At 60.4% G+C, this 16,162-nt stretch carries 19 protein-coding genes; 11 read left to right on the forward strand and 8 right to left on the reverse strand.

Annotation, left to right across the window (positions count from 1 at the left end):
• Positions 1 to 67: 67 nt before the first annotated feature.
• Positions 68 to 904, reverse strand: a complete 837-nt coding sequence (locus ACQKIK_RS03045) for a CvfB family protein (protein ID WP_241530491.1) — start codon at positions 902 to 904, stop codon at positions 68 to 70.
• A gap of 90 nt (positions 905 to 994) precedes the next feature.
• Positions 995 to 3,337 (reverse strand): glucose/quinate/shikimate family membrane-bound PQQ-dependent dehydrogenase, encoded by a 2,343-nt coding sequence (locus ACQKIK_RS03050; RefSeq protein ID WP_241530490.1) that lies wholly within the window; start codon positions 3,335 to 3,337, stop codon positions 995 to 997.
• A gap of 378 nt (positions 3,338 to 3,715) precedes the next feature.
• Here ACQKIK_RS03050 and ACQKIK_RS03055 point away from each other — a divergent pair, with 378 nt between their 5' ends.
• The 4 genes from ACQKIK_RS03055 to ACQKIK_RS03070 all read left to right on the forward strand — a co-directional run bounded on the left by ACQKIK_RS03055 (position 3,716) and on the right by ACQKIK_RS03070 (position 6,245).
• Complete coding sequence (locus ACQKIK_RS03055; protein WP_045429136.1) at positions 3,716 to 3,895, forward strand: PFL_1563 family small protein; 180 nt, start codon at positions 3,716 to 3,718, stop codon at positions 3,893 to 3,895.
• A 96-nt stretch (positions 3,896 to 3,991) separates the two neighbouring features.
• Complete coding sequence (locus tag ACQKIK_RS03060; protein WP_046162091.1) at positions 3,992 to 4,714, forward strand: RNA pseudouridine synthase; 723 nt, start codon at positions 3,992 to 3,994, stop codon at positions 4,712 to 4,714.
• 152 nt (positions 4,715 to 4,866) lie between these two features.
• On the forward strand, positions 4,867 to 5,628 hold the full coding sequence (locus tag ACQKIK_RS03065; protein ID WP_499134699.1) for a transporter substrate-binding domain-containing protein: 762 nt from the start codon (positions 4,867 to 4,869) through the stop codon (positions 5,626 to 5,628).
• A 77-nt stretch (positions 5,629 to 5,705) separates the two neighbouring features.
• Complete coding sequence (locus ACQKIK_RS03070; protein ID WP_499134701.1) at positions 5,706 to 6,245, forward strand: hypothetical protein; 540 nt, start codon at positions 5,706 to 5,708, stop codon at positions 6,243 to 6,245.
• Between the two features lie 6 nt (positions 6,246 to 6,251).
• On the opposite strand, the gene ACQKIK_RS03075 is transcribed toward ACQKIK_RS03070, so the two are convergent.
• A complete protein-coding gene (locus ACQKIK_RS03075; RefSeq protein WP_045429143.1) occupies positions 6,252 to 6,443 on the reverse strand; it encodes a hypothetical protein in 192 nt (63 codons plus the stop codon).
• 190 nt (positions 6,444 to 6,633) lie between these two features.
• Between ACQKIK_RS03075 and ACQKIK_RS03080 the strand changes: the two genes are divergently transcribed.
• On the forward strand, positions 6,634 to 7,509 hold the full coding sequence (locus ACQKIK_RS03080) for a DUF6279 family lipoprotein (RefSeq protein WP_045429145.1): 876 nt from the start codon (positions 6,634 to 6,636) through the stop codon (positions 7,507 to 7,509).
• A 25-nt stretch (positions 7,510 to 7,534) separates the two neighbouring features.
• Here ACQKIK_RS03080 and ACQKIK_RS03085 read toward each other — a convergent pair whose 3' ends face one another.
• From ACQKIK_RS03085 to ACQKIK_RS03100, 4 genes are all read right to left on the reverse strand, one after another.
• Positions 7,535 to 8,509 carry an SDR family oxidoreductase gene (locus tag ACQKIK_RS03085; protein ID WP_045429147.1) on the reverse strand — a complete coding sequence of 325 codons (975 nt, stop codon included), beginning with the start codon at positions 8,507 to 8,509 and terminating at the stop codon, positions 7,535 to 7,537.
• Positions 8,510 to 8,594: 85 nt separating this feature from the next.
• Entirely contained in the window at positions 8,595 to 9,419 is an 825-nt protein-coding gene (locus ACQKIK_RS03090; protein ID WP_499134703.1) for an aldo/keto reductase, read from the reverse strand.
• Positions 9,419 to 9,883: a VOC family protein gene (locus ACQKIK_RS03095; RefSeq protein ID WP_499134704.1), complete on the reverse strand. Its 465-nt coding sequence runs from the start codon at positions 9,881 to 9,883 to the stop codon at positions 9,419 to 9,421. Before ACQKIK_RS03095 ends, ACQKIK_RS03090 begins: the two co-directional genes overlap by 1 nt.
• Positions 9,884 to 9,983: 100 nt before the next feature.
• Positions 9,984 to 10,619 (reverse strand): LysE family translocator, encoded by a 636-nt coding sequence (locus ACQKIK_RS03100; protein WP_499134705.1) that lies wholly within the window; start codon positions 10,617 to 10,619, stop codon positions 9,984 to 9,986.
• A gap of 236 nt (positions 10,620 to 10,855) precedes the next feature.
• On the opposite strand from ACQKIK_RS03100, the gene ACQKIK_RS03105 reads away from it, so the two are divergent.
• The 6 genes from ACQKIK_RS03105 to ACQKIK_RS03130 all read left to right on the forward strand — a co-directional run bounded on the left by ACQKIK_RS03105 (position 10,856) and on the right by ACQKIK_RS03130 (position 15,035).
• Positions 10,856 to 11,500 carry a helix-turn-helix transcriptional regulator gene (locus ACQKIK_RS03105; RefSeq protein ID WP_499134707.1) on the forward strand — a complete coding sequence of 215 codons (645 nt, stop codon included), beginning with the start codon at positions 10,856 to 10,858 and terminating at the stop codon, positions 11,498 to 11,500.
• Complete coding sequence (gene csgE, locus ACQKIK_RS03110; protein WP_499134708.1) at positions 11,497 to 11,880, forward strand: curli production assembly/transport protein CsgE; 384 nt, start codon at positions 11,497 to 11,499, stop codon at positions 11,878 to 11,880. The genes ACQKIK_RS03105 and csgE overlap by 4 nt, the downstream gene beginning before the upstream one ends.
• Complete coding sequence (locus tag ACQKIK_RS03115) at positions 11,877 to 12,287, forward strand: curli assembly protein CsgF (protein ID WP_064481836.1); 411 nt, start codon at positions 11,877 to 11,879, stop codon at positions 12,285 to 12,287. Before csgE ends, ACQKIK_RS03115 begins: the two co-directional genes overlap by 4 nt.
• A gap of 18 nt (positions 12,288 to 12,305) precedes the next feature.
• The gene (locus tag ACQKIK_RS03120) at positions 12,306 to 13,142 is read left to right on the forward strand and encodes a CsgG/HfaB family protein (RefSeq protein WP_499134709.1); all 837 of its coding nucleotides are present in this window, start codon (positions 12,306 to 12,308) and stop codon (positions 13,140 to 13,142) included.
• Between the two features lie 88 nt (positions 13,143 to 13,230).
• The gene (locus tag ACQKIK_RS03125) at positions 13,231 to 13,710 is read left to right on the forward strand and encodes a hypothetical protein (RefSeq protein WP_064481834.1); all 480 of its coding nucleotides are present in this window, start codon (positions 13,231 to 13,233) and stop codon (positions 13,708 to 13,710) included.
• Between the two features lie 50 nt (positions 13,711 to 13,760).
• Positions 13,761 to 15,035: a hypothetical protein gene (locus ACQKIK_RS03130; RefSeq protein ID WP_064481833.1), complete on the forward strand. Its 1,275-nt coding sequence runs from the start codon at positions 13,761 to 13,763 to the stop codon at positions 15,033 to 15,035.
• A gap of 170 nt (positions 15,036 to 15,205) precedes the next feature.
• On the opposite strand, the gene ACQKIK_RS03135 is transcribed toward ACQKIK_RS03130, so the two are convergent.
• Entirely contained in the window at positions 15,206 to 16,150 is a 945-nt protein-coding gene (locus ACQKIK_RS03135; RefSeq protein WP_064481832.1) for a class I SAM-dependent methyltransferase, read from the reverse strand.
• Positions 16,151 to 16,162: the final 12 nt, after the last annotated feature.

Raw genomic sequence — 16,162 nt, forward strand, 5'->3', positions numbered from 1 at the left:
ATAGACGTCGGGCTTTGCTGCGAAAGACCTAGGTGAAGAAGTGCCCAGCCGGCTCTGGGCTGGCCCTTCAGGCGCGCTCGATGCGATCCGGGTGGATCACGATTTGGCCCTGTTTGTAGAGACCACCGATGGCTTTTTTGAAGTTGCCCTTGCTGACCCCGAACAGCCGTGCAATTTCGTCGGCAGGGCTCTTGTCGCTGACCGGGAGGCTGCCGTGGTTTTCCTGCAACTTTTGCAGAATCAGCGCCTGCAAGGCGTCGCCGGCTTCGCTGCCCACTGGCTGAAGGCTCAGGCTGATCTTGCCATCGTCGCGGACCTCTTTGATGAAGCCCTTCTCCCGCATCCCGCCGCGCAGAAACTTGAAGGCCTCGTTCTTGTGGATCAGCCCCCAGTGTTTGCCGTTGATGATCGCCTTGTGCCCGAGGTCGGTGGGCTCCACTACCAACAGGTCAACGGCTTCGCCAACCTTGTAACGCGCGGGCGTCTTGTCCAGGTAACGGTCCAACCGCGCGGTGGCAGTGATGCGACGGGTGTGCTTGTCGAGGTAGACGTGAACGACACAATAATCGCCCTCGTTGAGCGGCCGCTTTTCTTCAGAGTGAGGCAGCAGCAGATCCTTGGGCAGCCCCCAGTCGAGAAACAGCCCGATCCGGTTGATCTCGGCGACTTTGAGGCTTGCGAATTCGCCGACTTGCACCTTGGGTTTCTCGGTGGTGGCGATGAGCTTGTCTTCACTGTCGAGGTAGATGAAGACGTTCAGCCAGTCATCGACCTCCGTCGGCGTGTTTTTCGGAATGTAGCGGTTGGGCAGCAGGATTTCGCCATCCGGACCGCCATCCAGATAAAGGCCGAAACCGGTGTGCTTGACGATTTGCAGGCTGTTGAAGCGCCCGATTGCGGCCATGTAGCGATTCCTCTGGGTCGAAGGCGGCGATTCTAGCAGGCCACCCGCTTGCCGCGTGCGCACCGCTGCGGCGCGCGCGCGGCAACGACGTTATCGCGGCAGTGCGTAGGCGATGACCGAATCCCCGGCCTTGGTGCCGAGCGACCCGTGACCGCCGGCAACGACCACGACCATCTGGCGCCCCGAACGACTCTGATAGGTCATCGGCGTCGCCTGGCCGCCCGCTGGCAACCGTGCCCGCCAAAGCTGCTTACCGGTGGTGACGTCATAGGCACGCACGTAGTAATCCAGCGTACTGGAGAGGAACGCCACCCCGCCCGCGGTGATCACCGGCCCGCCCAGGCTCGGCACACCCATCTCGAAAGGCAGCGGCACCGGTGCCCGGTCACGCACCGTACCGTTCTTGCGCAGCCAATGGGTTTTACCCGTGCGCAGGTCGGCGCCCGCCACGTAACCCCATGGCGGCGCAGTGCAAGGCAGACCGATCGGCGACACGAACGGCTTCAGGTCCACCGCAAACGGCGCGCCGAAGTTTTCGTTCAGGTGCGGTTCGCTGTCGGAGACGTAAGCCTTCTCATCGTTCTCGCGCGGAATCAACGTTGAGGTGAAAGCCAGGTAGGACGGAGCGCTGAACACCATCTGCCGGACCGGATCGACAGCTACCCCACCCCAGTTGAACACTCCGAAATTGCCAGGGTAGACCAGCGAACCCTGGGTCGAAGGCGGCGTGTAACGCCCTTCGTAACGCAACGAATTGAACTGAATGTGACACATCATCTGATCAATGAAGGTCGCGCCCCACAAATCGGAATCCTGTAGCTTCGGCGGCTCGTATGACAGTGCCGACACAGGTTGCGTAGCCGCGGCATAATCGCCCTTCGCGGCACCTTGCGGCGCGGGCACCTCGCGCACCGGCAACACTGGCTCGCCCGTGCGGCGATCCAGTACATAGATGTCGCCCTGTTTGGTCGGCTGAAAGAGTGCGGGGACCATGCCCGACTCGGTCTGAATGTCGACAAGACTTGGCTGCGCCGGCACATCCATGTCCCAGAGATCATGGTGCACGGTCTGAAACACCCAGCGCAGCTGCCCTGTTTCCAGATCCAGCGCGACGATGGAAGACGAGAAGCGCTCACTGTTCTCGCTGCGGTTGCCGCCCCACTGATCCGGAACCTGATTGCCCATCGGCACGAAAACCAGCCCCAGTTCCTCGTCAGCGCTGGAAATGCTCCAGCTGTTCGGCGTGCTCTCGCTGTAGGTTTCGCCCGGCGCGATGGGTGCAGTCTGCTCCGGATTGCCCGGGTCCCAGTTCCACTTCAGTTCGCCAGTGATTGCGTCATACGCGCGGATGACGCCAGATGGCTCGGTGGTCGAAACGTTGTCGTTGACCGCCCCGCCGACGATGACCAGATCATTAGCCACAACCGGTGGCGATGTGGAGTAGTAGAAACCCTCCGTGACGTTCGGCATGTTCTTCCACAAATTCACCGCGCCGTTTTCGCCAAATGATTCGCAGACCTTGCCGGTCTCGGGGTCCAAGGCGATCAGTCGCGCATCCGCTGTGGGCATGAACAGGCGCTGCTGACAGGCCTGTCCCTCCACGGGGGTCTCGCTGGTGTGATAGGACAGGCCGCGACACGTCAGATGCTGACGATTGGTCGAATCCGGAACCTCCGGATCGAAGCGCCAGCGCTCTTCCCCGGTCTCGGCATCCAACGCGATCACGAAGTTGTGCGGCGTGCAGATGAACAGGCTGTCATCGATCTTCAGCGGCGTGACTTCGTAAGTGGTCTCGTTGGGATCGCTAGGACGTCGCATATCGCCGGTGTGGTAATGCCAGACCTTTTCCAACCGCTCGACGTTGCTTGGCGTGATCTGCGAGAGCGGTGAGTAGCGCGTGCCGTGCTGGGTGCGACCGTACGCATGCCAATCGCTGGCTGGCACGTTATCAGCGGTGTTCACCTCGGCCGCTGGCGCAGCAGCCAAAGGCGGCGGCAGCATGCCTTTGATGTCACTGCTGTCGGAGGTCAACGCATGCAGAGCCGTCGCGCCCCATAGTGCCACCGCGATCATCAGCGGGATTGCGCTACCGCCCCAGGCGCGCGCACCGAAGTGTTGCCAACCCAGTCGCTGGGCAATCCAGGGCGTCAGGAACCACAGCCCAAGCGGGCCAATAATGCTGGCGCGCGGTGCCAGTTGCCACCAGTCGAAGCCGACCTCGTAAATTGCCCAGCCCAGCGCGCCAAGCATCACCAGCGCGTAGACCCAAAGCGCCGCACGGCGCCGAGCTAACAGCAAAGCGCCCGTGAGCAGAAAGCCGACTGCAAGGATTGCGAAATACCAGGTACCGCCGAGGGCGATAACCTTCCAGCCCCCGACAGCAAGCGCCAGGCCCAGGATGATGCACAAGATTGCACTAATGACGACCGCCACTCTCCGCTCCTATTCCAAATTGCCGGGGGGCTGGAGATGACGAAACAAATAACTTGCCGCGAGCGTCCCCTGCCTGACTTTATGGCGGGGCAAACGACCGCTTCGCCAGACCCCGTATTTGAGTGGACCGGATACGGGCGAGAATGCTCCCCCGTTTAGGGGAAAAATCGCTGAGCGTTCTTACCGACGACCCAAGCCCGCTATCGCATCTGCCGCTAATCTGTCTGCCGCCAGGCTAAGCGCAACGACAACGATCCGCGGAAACACGTGCGAAGCAAGGAACGCACACAGAAAAATCAAGGCCAGCGAAAAAATCGAACAAAAATTAGCCAGATCTGTATAATGTCCGGTTCGACTGACCATAGGAAACAGATAACGATGGCCGCCAAGACCTCCTCAGCCAAGCGCAAACCCGAACCTGCCAGTGAAACCAGCGAATCGCTAGCCAACCAGATGGCAGCCTTCCTCAAGTCCGGCGGTGAAGTGCAGAAGATCCCGAACGGGGTCAGCGGCCAGACCCAAGGCCCTTCGCGCCAGATCACCATCAGCAAGAAGTAATCTCCGCAACACCTAACCTAGTAAGCGAGTCCCCACTGCTTTTAGCCGTTTGCAGTGGCTCGCCAGGTTTCTCCTTCCGAAGCACCCGAGCCTGCCATGACCGACCCGATACGCTTGTCCAAACGCCTCGCCGAGCAGATCGGCTGTTCCCGGCGCGAGGCCGAACTGTATATCGAGGGAGGCTGGGTCAGCGTCGACGGGCATATCATCGAAGCGCCCTATTTCAAGGTCGGCGAGCAGCACATTGAACTGCTGCCCGGCGCCACCGCGACTGAACAGCCGCCGGTCACGCTGCTGCTGCACAAACCCGCCGGCCAGCCCACCGCTGCAGAACCTGCTGACGTGCTGAAGCAACTTGCTGAGGCCGGCCATTGGAGCGGCGACAGCTCTCGCCAGGCACCCCGCGAACGCCATTACGCACGCCAAACCGCCCTGCTGCCGCTGGAGCAGGACATCAGCGGGCTGGTGATATTCAGCCAGCAACGCGAGGTGATCCGCAAACTGGCCGATCCACGCGACATGCTAGAGCAGGAGTACATCGTCGAAGTCGCTGGCGAACCGGAGGAAGGCGGCCTGGCGTTGCTGGGCAAAGGGATCGGCCATCGTGGCAGGGTTCTGCCCAAGGCGAAGGCCAGTTGGCAGAACGAGACCCGCCTGCGCGTCGTGCTTAAGAATCCGCAGGCCGGCGATCTGCGTCAGCTCTGCGAAGCCATCGGCTTGGAGATGCTCAACTGCAAGCGGATACGGATCGGCCGCCTGTCGATGGCTAAGCTGCCGGTCGGAGAGTGGCGTTTTCTCGGCGAGCATGAACGCTTCTAGCCTGGCGACGTCTCTTGCATAACCCCTGACGGCTCGCACCTGGCGATCGCTGGACTATGCTGGTGCCAATGAAACCGGATACAAAATCAGATGCCGGCCATCGCGCCAGGCCCTGATTGCTGCATTTCGCCATTCCGAGATACAGGATCACCATGCACAGATTCGTCCTGTTGCTGACGTTCGTTCTGTTGCCCTCGATCTGCGGGGCTCAACAACGAGTCGAGGTGTGGACGTATCATTTTTCACCACCATTCATTCTCGAAGACGGCGAGGGACTTTCGCGTGCTTTCGTCAACCTGCTCAACAACGACGCCGCTAACAACCAGCGCTTTCGCTTCGAGCTGGTCAAATTGCCGCGCAAACGCGTCGATATACGGCTAGCACGAGAACGACCTGGCGTTTTGCTCTGGGCCACTCCGAACTTCTTCACTGCCGAGCAAGCAGCCAACGGCAAATGGTCGGGGCCGCTACTGATCGATCAACAGGACTTTGTTTCGCTGCCCGATGCCCCCTTCGAGTATGAAAACCCCGAATCGCTACACAACCTTGTCTTGGGAGGCGTGCTCGGGCACCGATACGAAGGGCTCGAAGCGGATATCGCCAGCGGTGCAATCAAGCGCCAGAACGCCCAAGGCGACCTGCAAAACCTCGAGAAGCTGCTGTCAGGTCGCATCGCCACTTTGTTGATTCCGCGCTCCACCCTGCTCTACTACCGGAAAGAGAAAAAGCTCCGGGATTTGTACGTCTCGAATACGCCGCTGTACCAGTTCACTCGACATCTATGGGTCGCCGATGCGCTTGGCCAAGCTGCCACCCAGTATCTCGCCCGATTCGTGGAGAACTTGCCAGAGAACCCCGAGTGGCAGATCCTCCTGTTCCATTACGGACTGCTGCCCATTGCCACTGCGCAGTAAAACAGGCTGAACAGTTATGCCATACGCGGGTCAGAACACGCGCTGACACACTAAATAATAGAGAGAACAAGGCAGCAATGAAGAACGCATTGGTGATCGGACTGCTCGTTGTGCTGGGCGGCTGCGCCTCTCAGCCATGTGACCAATATGGCAGCGACGGCAGTTGCCGCGCAGAGCGGCTGCTCTATCAGAACGATTTGCTGCAGGCCAAGATTCTCATTTCCATCGGCGACGAAAACGGCTATGAACTCGCCGATGCGCTGCTCGAGCGGAGCGCTCGCCTCGATGAACGAGGCGAGACCGAGTTCTACCAGGCGCTGCTGTTGATCCGCCAAGGCCCACAACCGGAACAGGTCCTGCGCCTACTCGAACAGGCCAGCGCCAAGGGCCACCCGCACGCCGTAGCGCTGCTATACAAAATCTACCAGGAACCCTACCTGCTGGATGAGCGCAACGCCGTAAAGGCCGAAGAATATCGCCAGGCCTATGCCGGGCTGGACGTTGCGCAGAGTGGCTACCCTTCGTTCGAGAAAGCCTTGGAGCTGATTTCACAGCTCGTCGAGCCGCCTCCGCCACTCCCGGAAAGAGGCGATCCCTGCGCTAATCAATGCCTCTGACGGTCATCACTGTGGTGTAGGTGTCTGCGAGACCTTGGGGTCTTGCTCCCCGTCCAACACTGCCTGCGCTTCCGCTTCGGTGGCGTACGGGCCGGCAATCGTTTGCCCATCGATCTCGACCACCCAACAGGTGACCCAGGTTGGCCGCCAACCCTGAGGTACTTCATCTCCGGTCAGATGCTTGATCGTGCGTTGCATATTCACCTCCGCTATTTGCTGTCAGCTTCCGAGCGTCGCGCTTGCGGCGCTCTCTTGAACTAGGACCACAACCGCCGGCGTTTTCTCGCAGAAACAAGCCGTTGCTGTTTCGCCTCGAACTGACGAGGTGCTAGCGGCTCTACAGAACAACGCAACCGAAACCCGTTCCGACATCCCGACGAGGACTGCAATGCAGATCAGGCAGGTGCTTGGGCGTAAATCGATTCTGGTCCTGCTGGCGTGTGCCGTTGTGCTGACCGGCTGCAGCCGCATGAATCTGGCCTACCGAAACCTGGATCTGCTGATCCCCTGGTCGCTCAACGATTACCTGGACATGAATCGTGACCAGCAGACGCGCTTTCGTACGCAGCTGCGGGAGCACATCAGCTGGCACTGCCGTACTCAGCTACCCGGCTATTTGGATCTTATCGAACGCTTGCAGGCTCAGGTCCGCCGGGGCTCGCTGAATGAGTCCGCGCTACGAGCACACTATGAGAACGCCCAAGAGGCGATTCAGACGATCGCGCTGGAAATCACCCCAACTACCGTTCAACTGCTTCGCGACCTTGAAGACAGACAGGTGCGTGAGCTGGACGATCAGTTTGAGAAAGACCTCCAGGAGCGCGAGAAGAAATACCTAGAGCCACCGCTGGACCAGCAAATTCGCAAGCGAGCCGACCGTATGCAAGAACGCGTCGAGCAATGGTTAGGCAAAGCCAGCGCCGCTCAACGCCAACGCATCCAGGAGTGGGCTAGAGCGCTTAGCGAGCAGAATCAGCTCTGGCTCGATAACCGCGCCCAGTGGCAGCGATCACTGGTCGAGGCCGTTCGCAACCGGGAACAGGCAAATTTTGACGAGCGCATCGCCCGACTGCTTCAAGACCGTGAGGTCTATTGGACAGCGCCCTATCGCGCTGCCTTCCCGGCCGTCGAACAGGCCACAATCGACCTGGTGATCGACCTGTACAACATGGCCGACGCGACCCAGCGTCGTCATCTTGATGAGCGTCTGCGGGATATGAGGCGCGACCTCAGCTCGTTGGATTGCCTGCCGGCGACTCGCTGACCAGCCGCCGCCGGCATATGAAACGCTAACGGCGCCGGCGAGCCAGTAGCAGCCCGACTACGCCCGCTGCGGCAATACCCCCGGCTAGTAACAAACTGCGCTGCGGCTTTTCATCACTGCGCCAGCCACCATCGATTCGACGCTCGCCCAACGCCGGATGGAACAGGTTGCCCGAGGACGGCGCGACACGGTCGGCACGACCCAAGGCAGCACCGGTCAGCAGGCCGGACAAGCGGTCAAAGCCTGGCGTAATGAAATGGGCGAAACGAAGCAGCGTCGCCGTCAGCCCAACGGATGTCGTATGCCGCGGATGCAGGGCGAGACTGACCATCGCGTCGGCCACCTGACGGGGATCGCACAGTGGGGGTGGCGGCTGCAGCGAGCGACCGGCGAAATTGCCGCCGTCCCGGAAACCGGGGGTATCCACCATCGAGGGATACACATCGCAGACGTGAATGCCCGGCCACTGCGCCAGCTCGCCACGCAGCGCATGGGAAAACCCGCGCAGCCCGAATTTGCTCGCCGAGTACGCCACCGCGTAAGGCTGCGGTACCCAGCTACCCACCGACTGCGTATTGATCAGCACGCCGCCGTTCTGCTGTTTGAAATACGGCAGGACGACATGTGCCCCGCGCAGATAACCGATCAGATCCGTCTGCACGACCTGCTCGTGCGCATCCATTGGCGTCTCGTCGAAGGCCCCGACAGCACCGACCCCGGCGTTATTGATCCAGATATCGATACGCCCGCGGCCAAACTCGGCCGCCGCGCTGGCCAGTTGCTCGACCGAATCGCTGAGCGTCACGTCGGTCGGCACCACCAGCGCCTCAGCGCCCAAAGCTCGGCATTCATTGGCCACTTCGTGCAGCGCTTCCTCGTCGCGCGCTGCCAGAACCACCCGGGCCTGCTCACGCGCAAACGCCTGCGCTGCTGCGCGGCCGATACCGCTGGAGGCGCCAGTGATGACCACCACCACGCCGTCGAGTCTGGACTCGCTCATGTTCGCTTCTCCGGTTTGCTGTCAGTCATAAGCTGACAGCTACCGCGAGACAAACATTCCCCCGCCTCGTCCAGCAAGCGGAGTTTCAGACCATTTGCAGTGGGCATGGACGCGACGGGGGCGGAAAGGCCTCGTCGAGCAGGTCCAGGTCATCGGCATGCAACGTCAACTCCGCAGCACTGGCGTTTGCTCGAAGATGGGTCGGGTTTGATGACTTTGGAATCACCAGTACGTTGGGCTGACGCAGCGCCCATGCCAGTGCAATCTGGGCGGGCTCTGCGTTATGCCGCTGGGCCACTTCAAGCATCGTCTGGTGGCGCAACAGATCCCCGCCCTGTCCTATCGGGCAGTAGGCCATGACGGGCATCCCCTGCGCCTGACACCAAGGCAGCAGATCGAATTCGATGCCCCGCTCCTGCGGATTGTAGAGCACCTGATTGACAGCACAGTCCGGCGCATCCAGCTCGCGCATGTCGTCCAGATCCAGGTTGGACACACCCCAACGGCGAATCTTGCCCGCGTCTTTCAATCGCTCGAACGCTTCGACCGTTTCCGCCAGCGGATACTGCCCGCGCCAATGCAGCAGATAGAGGTCGATGCACTCGGTGCCCAGCCGCCGCAGACTACGCTCACAGGCTTCGGGCACGCCTTTGCGGCTGGCGTTGTGCGGATAGACCTTGCTGACCAGAAAGACCTGATCGCGGCGATTGCGGATCGCCTCGCCGACCACCTCTTCAGCACCGCCTTCGCCATACATCTCTGCGGTATCGATCAGCGTCACGCCCAGCTCGATGCCCAGTTGCAGGGCGGCTACCTCATTGCTGCGCTCGGCCGGGTTTTCGCCCATGTGCCAGGTGCCTTGCCCCACTACGGGAACGCTAGCGCCGTCGGCGAATTTTAGGTTACGCATCAGCAGCCCCCCCGCGGTGCGTTCTGCTCGGCAACCGGCTCGGCCCACGGATCGTAGGTGCCGAAGCTCCACAGGTGCCCCTCAAGGTCGCGACAACTGAACCCACGACCGCCATAGTCCTCGTCCTTCAGCTCGACAACGATCTCCGCGCCGGCGGCCTTGGCCTTGGTATAGAGGGCGTCGGCACTGTTGACGATCACATAGATGCTTTGAGTAGAGACGCCACCGACTTCGTCCGGCTGCCTGACCTGGCGGCCATAGTCCGAATCGGCCACTGGTCCCAGCATCAGCATGCCGCTGCCAAAACTGAGCTGCGCGTGAATGACCCCGACTTGCGCGTCTTCGACTACACGCTGCTGCTCGAAATCAAAAACCTGGCAAAGCCATTTCAGGGCTGCGGGCACATCCCGATAGCGCAGACAGGGAATCAGATTGGACGTGGTGTTCTTGCTGTACAGAGACATGAGCGCTCCTTTCGGTTGCCGCGGCTGCGCCTATAAAAGCGTACCGCATACCCTTCAGACCGAAACCGGGGCTGACGTTCCCATATCTGGGTCTGGACGCTTATGTACGCTCAGCCAAGCCGAGGCGAATCCCCAGACCGATCAAGACCGAGCCGAGCACGCGGTCGATCCATTGACTCAAGCGACGGTTACCACGCAACGCCGAGCTAGCCCGAGCCGCCAGGAAAACCATCGCGCATTCCACAACCACCGCCACCAGCACAACCAGCACGCCTAACACCAGAAGCTGCAGGGCTATGGCGCCTTGGTCGGGCCGTACGAACTGTGGCAGAAACGCCATAAAGAAAATCGCCGCTTTCGGATTGAGGACGTCGACGAGAATGCCTTGGCGATAAGCTTGCCAACGGGTGACCTTCGGAGCCGCTTTGAGGTTGAGCGCTGCGGCCGACCCGGCAGAGCGCAATGCCTGAACGCCGAGATACAGCAAATAGACCGCACCGACATACTTGACCACAGCGAAGGCCAGCGCCGAGGTGGCGAGAATGGCGGATATCCCCAGCGCAGCGGCCGCGACGTGAACCAAGGCACCGCTGCAGACGCCGCACACTGAGGCCACACCGACCCGCCGCCCGCCGGACAGGGTGCGCGACAGCACGAACAACAGATCTGGGCCTGGCGAAAGATTCAGTGCCAGCGCGGCCGAGAAAAACACCAGCCAGAACGTTGGATCGGACATCGCTTGCTCCCATTGCCCGCGAAAAAAGACCAATAAATGTAGTCCAGCATGCGTCTGTCTGCCACCACCCGCCATCGCTAGAGTGATGTGGCTCGTCGAAAAACAGTCACTATTTCGCAACAATGACTTTTTATTGTCACCGCTCTGAACTATCTTTTCCCGAGCAATGTCAAAGCGCCAGTCCCGGCAAGGATCACGGGCGCTACTCCCCAGTCACTTCTGCAAAGGATATGCATATGTTCGATGAATCCCCTGCGGTCGTCGCTTCTTCTCGTCTTGTCCTGCTGTCCAACAGCGAATTACTGGACGGCTTGCTCCATCAGCATCTTCAGAGTGGTCCACAGTTGCGTCTGACGCGCAGCAGCACATTTCGTCCAGGCGTAAACGACGCGGATCTGATTCTGCTCGACGTTGGCAGCTTCACGGAAGTTGATTGTTTGCGCCTGCTCCGGCAACTGCGCGACAGCCCAACCGCGTTGATCAATGCCCAAGCTGACCAGGCGCGCGCTTTGCTGGTACAGCACCCGTGGATCAAGGGCGTGTTCTACCCGAACCCCAGCCGCGCTAATTTCAGCCGCGGCATCAGCGTGATGCTCGAAGGCGGCGATTGGCTGCCACGTGCGCTGATGGAAAAGCTGCTGGGCCGCTACCGTCAACTCACCCATGCCTCGCGTGCCATCGACGACTTGTCGGTACGGGAAAAACAGATCTTGGCACTTGCCGGCAAAGGGCTTTCCAATTCCGAAATCGCCGAGTCCCTGCATCTGAGCACCCACACCATCAAGAGTCATATCCATAACGCCTTGGGCAAGTTGGGTGCCTCCAACCGCGCACAGGGCGCATCGCTCGTGTTGGGGCATGTCGGCGAGGCCGGGGTATGAAGATGGCCTGCCTGGGTCTGATGCTGCTGCTCAGCATCCAGGCCTGTGCCGACGAGGCCGAGCTCAAGGGATTCATCACCAACAATACGGTTTCACGCTCCGGCCAGGAGTTCTACCGCAAGTTTTGTGAACGTCTCAACGACACCAGCGCATTGGATTTCAACCTGGCCGTCAAAGAGCGTCCCTCGGCGCGCTGGGGGATTCTGGTCTGGGTGGAGCAGAACAACCAACCGCTGTATCGCCGCTTTCTGCAACCGAACGTCAGCGACATGGAACAGACCGCCTATGAAGCGGCGGATTTCGTGCTGCAAGAGATAAACCGTAGGAAAGTCGAAGCACTATTCGAAGACACCATTGACCTCGCGAAGGATGAGTTATGAACCGGCCACAACAAAAAATCACCGGCGTCTTCCTGGCCGGATTGCTGCTTAGCTCCGGCCTCAGTGCCACCGAACTGGTGTACACCCCAGTGAATCCATCGTTTGGCGGCAGCCCCCTCAACGGTGCATGGCTGCTGGGCAGTGCCCAGGCGCAGAACGACAAGAAGGATCCGGATGCGATCGACCGCTCCATTTATGAGCGACCTTCAGATTTGGAGCGCCTTACCAGCCAGCTCGAATCAAGCCTGCTGAGTGATTTGCTTAGGGATGCGCAAGCAGGCGAAACCGGCTCGCTCACGACCACGGACTTCTTCGTTCGAGCCTACAACGGCGATGCAGGACTACTGATCGTCGAAATCACCGACCGGGTAACCGGTGAAGTATCCGAAATTATCATTGGTCAATAACCAGGGAGAGGAAAGGCCATGAGAAGCCTATTTGCAGCCATCGGGATGATGGCCGTTCTACAGGGCTGCGCGGTACGCGAGCCAATGTCGGCGGACCAGGAAACCCCAACACTGACACCGCGCACTTCGACCTATGAGGACCTGCTTGAGCTGCCTCGCCCTCGAGGCCCGCTGGTAGCGGCGGTCTATGGCTTTCGCGATCAGACCGGGCAGTACAAGCCCAGCCCCGCCAGTTCCTTTTCCACGGCGGTAACCCAGGGCGCAGCGAGCATGCTGGTCGACGCCATGCAGGCGAGCGGCTGGTTCATCGTGCTCGAGCGTGAAGGTCTGCAGAACGTGCTGACCGAGCGCAAGATCATTCGTGCATCACAAGCCAAACCGGACGTAGCGCCGAACATCCAATCCGAGCTGCCGTCGCTGCTGGCCGCCAACATCATCATGGAAGGCGCTATCGTCGCCTACGAAACCAACGTGCGCAGTGGTGGGCAAGGTGCTCGTTATCTGGGCATCGGCGTATCGCAGGAGTATCGGGTCGATCAGGTCACGGTCAACCTGCGCGCCATCGACGTTCGCAGCGGCCAGGTGCTGTCCAACGTGATGACCACTAAGACGATCTATTCCATCGGACGCAGCGCCAACGTCTACAAGTTCATCGAATTCAAGGAGCTGCTCGAAGCCGAGGCCGGCTACACCACCAACGAGCCGGCGCAGCTTTGTGTGCTGTCCGCCATCGAGGCGGCGGTTGCACACCTCATCGCCCAAGGCGTTGATCGGCGCCTGTGGCAGACCGCAGACAGTTCTTCGGCGGTCGACGCTCAATTGGCGAAATACCTCGGCACGTCAACCAATCCATAGCAAACGAAGCGGTTTCAGCCGTTCGATGGATTTGCCAGATCGCGGTTTAGGTCAGGATGACCTACCGCGACTTAACCAGGGATGACTGATGATCGACGCGCAAAGGATTGCTTGCAGAGCAGTGCTGCTTCCGCTGCTCTTCGCAGCACTAGGCAGCACCACCCTGCTCGCCGCCAGCCTTCCGACCTCGCTCGATCTCGCGCCTGACGAAATCGCCTCCAGGCGGGCTAGCGCAAACGCACCGACACAAACCGAAACCGGCTCCCCAACCCGCAACCTGGCGTTCCTCGCCCAGGCTGGGGACAGCCTGAGCGGAAATATCAGCCAGACAGGCAATGCACTGGAAGCCTTCATCCTCCAGAGCGGCTATGCGCTCGAAGCATCCATCGAGCAGCACGGCAGCCATAACCAGGGATTGATTGTTCAGTCGGGCAGCTACAACCAGGCCCGAATTGAACAGTACGGCGCGTACAACGACGCGCAGATCGAACAGACCGGCACTGGGCATAGCAGCAGCGTCACGCAGCATGGCCGGGGTCTGAGCGTGCTGGTCCGCCAGTACCGCTAAAAAAGCACCACCAGGAAGTACCGCTGAAAACATTTCATGGAGAGACAACAATGTTCAAGATCAAACCCCTAGTAGCTGCCCTGCTGACCGTTGCCGCCGCTCAGGCTATAGCGGCCGATCACACGTCCGAACAACGCCAGAACGGCGTCAATAATGTCGCCGAGGTCATCCAGAGCTACGGCAGCTCCAACGCAGCCAAACAAGTGCAGAGCGGTTGGGGCAACGACGCGATGGTCGAGCAGACCGGCTCCTTGTCTTCCTCTGCCCTGCAGACCCAGACCGCCAATTTCAATGAGGCAAACGTCAACCAGACCCTGGCGATCAACAGCCGCTCCGTGCAATGGCAGTATGGGCACTCGAATGAAGCCAGCGTCAGCCAGAGCGGCACCTGGGGCAGCAGCGCCGAACAGCGCCAGCGCGGCCAGGACAACACTGCCAATACTGAGCAGGGCACCAGCTATGGCGCCGAAGCGTTCACCAAGCAGGAAGGCAACGGCAACTCAGCGACCAGCTACCAGTACGCAGTCAATGGCAGCAAGAGTTCGCTGTATCAGGACGGCAACCTCAATGAGGCTACCGTTAGCCAGACTTTGAGCTCCGGTGATCGCGCCCTGATCAATCAGCTGGGCGACCAGAACATGGCTGAGGTGACGCAGACCTGGAGCAATGGCTCGGTAGCCGAGGTTGAGCAAATCGGCACGGCGAACGACGCCGACGTGCGTCAAACCGGAAGCAATCAAGAGGCCTACACCTACTCAGGCGGCAAATACAACACGGTGAACGTCGACCAGCGCGGCAGCAATCAGAACGGGTTCGTGTATCAGCAGGGCAACCTGAACAATGCAAACCTGGATCAGCGCGGTAATGGCAACACAGCTACCGCTAACCAGACTGGCCTCGATAACGCAGCCGCAATCGACCAGAACGGACGCGGCCAGATCGCCAAGGTTGACCAGCACGGCGGCTATAACCAAGCCAACGTCGAGCAGCAAGGCAAATACAACGAGCTGAACTTCACCCAGTCGGACGTCGGCAACATCCTGGCGGCGCATCAGGAAGGTGACAGCAACCGCATCACCGGCTCTAGCACGGGTGTCAACAACAACGTCGACATCGACCAGGACGGCGACCTCAACGTGGCCAGCGTCAGCCAGAACGGTTTCTTCAACGAGGCGGAACTGGTTCAGCTCGGCCAGAGCCACACCGCTACGGTAATGCAGAACGGCACAGGCAACGCCGCAGACGTCATGCAGAGCGGTATCGGCAACACCGCGTTGATCAGCCAGGCAGGCCTCAACAACATGGCTATCGTCAGCCAACACTGATATCGCAGCAGCCAAAACTGCCGGCCGTGTGCCGGCAGTTTCGTTTCCATCTCACATCGTCTAATCCGGCTATAGGCGCCACCGGAGCTATTCGCCAAATCGGTACGCCAGCGCCTGTCTGAAGGTATGTCTGTTGGCCTTGCTTCAGCCCTAGACTCGGATCGCTGCGTCTAAAACGAGCGACGAGTGAAAACCAAAGCCTTGAGACCACTGTCGGGGCTGATGTCGGGGAACTCCGGCGGGTTTTCCAGGCGCTCCTGAAACACCAATTCCGGCGCTTCGGCCGCCATCCCCTGGATAAGAAAATCTGGACCGGTGTCCGGGTCATTGATGCAGGCCAGCACCGTCCCGCTTTCGGTGAGCAACTCGGGCAGACGCCTGAGAATCTTCTGGTAATCGCGGCTCAGCGCAAAGCTGCCCTTCTGGAAAGATGGCGGGTCGATGATGACCAGATCGTAAGGGCCGGTCTTCTTGACCTTACCCCAGGACTTGAACAGCTCGTGGCCAAGAAAGCTGACCCGACTGAGGTCATGCTCGTTGAGCCGATGGTTGTCGCGCCCGCGGCTCAGCGCCGCGCGCGCCATGTCCAAGTTGACCACATGCTCGGCGCCGCCGGCGATAGCCGCCACCGAGAACCCGCAGGTGTAAGCGAACAGGTTGAGTACACGCTTGCCGCCCGCCTGCTGGCGGACCCATTGCCGGCCGTAGCGCATGTCGAGAAACAACCCATTGTTCTGTTTGATGCCCAGGTCGAGCTTGTAGCGAAGGCCATCCTCGGTGATCACCCACTCCTCGGGCGGCTCTCCAAGCAGCGGCTGCATACGGCTGTCAGGCAGGTAGCGGTGCTGCAGCAACAGCGTATGCGCTCCACTCGATTGCCAAGGTTGTGCCTCGGTCAGCGCCGAGAGCACCCCGATCAGCGCCTCCAGTTCTTCGGTAGGTGGCTCCCGGAACAGCGAAACCAGCACCACGCCCTGTAGCCAATCTACCGTGACGTGCTCGAGCCCGGCCCAGCAGCGCCCGCGCCCATGAAAGAGCCGGCGGGTTTCGTCCGGCACCTGGGAAAAGGCTTGGCTGAGGTGCTGCTGGAGGGTCGCGAGGGCATCTGGCTGCATGTTCAATCGTCT

This window comes from Pseudomonas sp. NPDC047961 (assembly GCF_050272435.1).
In the GTDB taxonomy this organism is placed as follows: domain Bacteria; phylum Pseudomonadota; class Gammaproteobacteria; order Pseudomonadales; family Pseudomonadaceae; genus Stutzerimonas.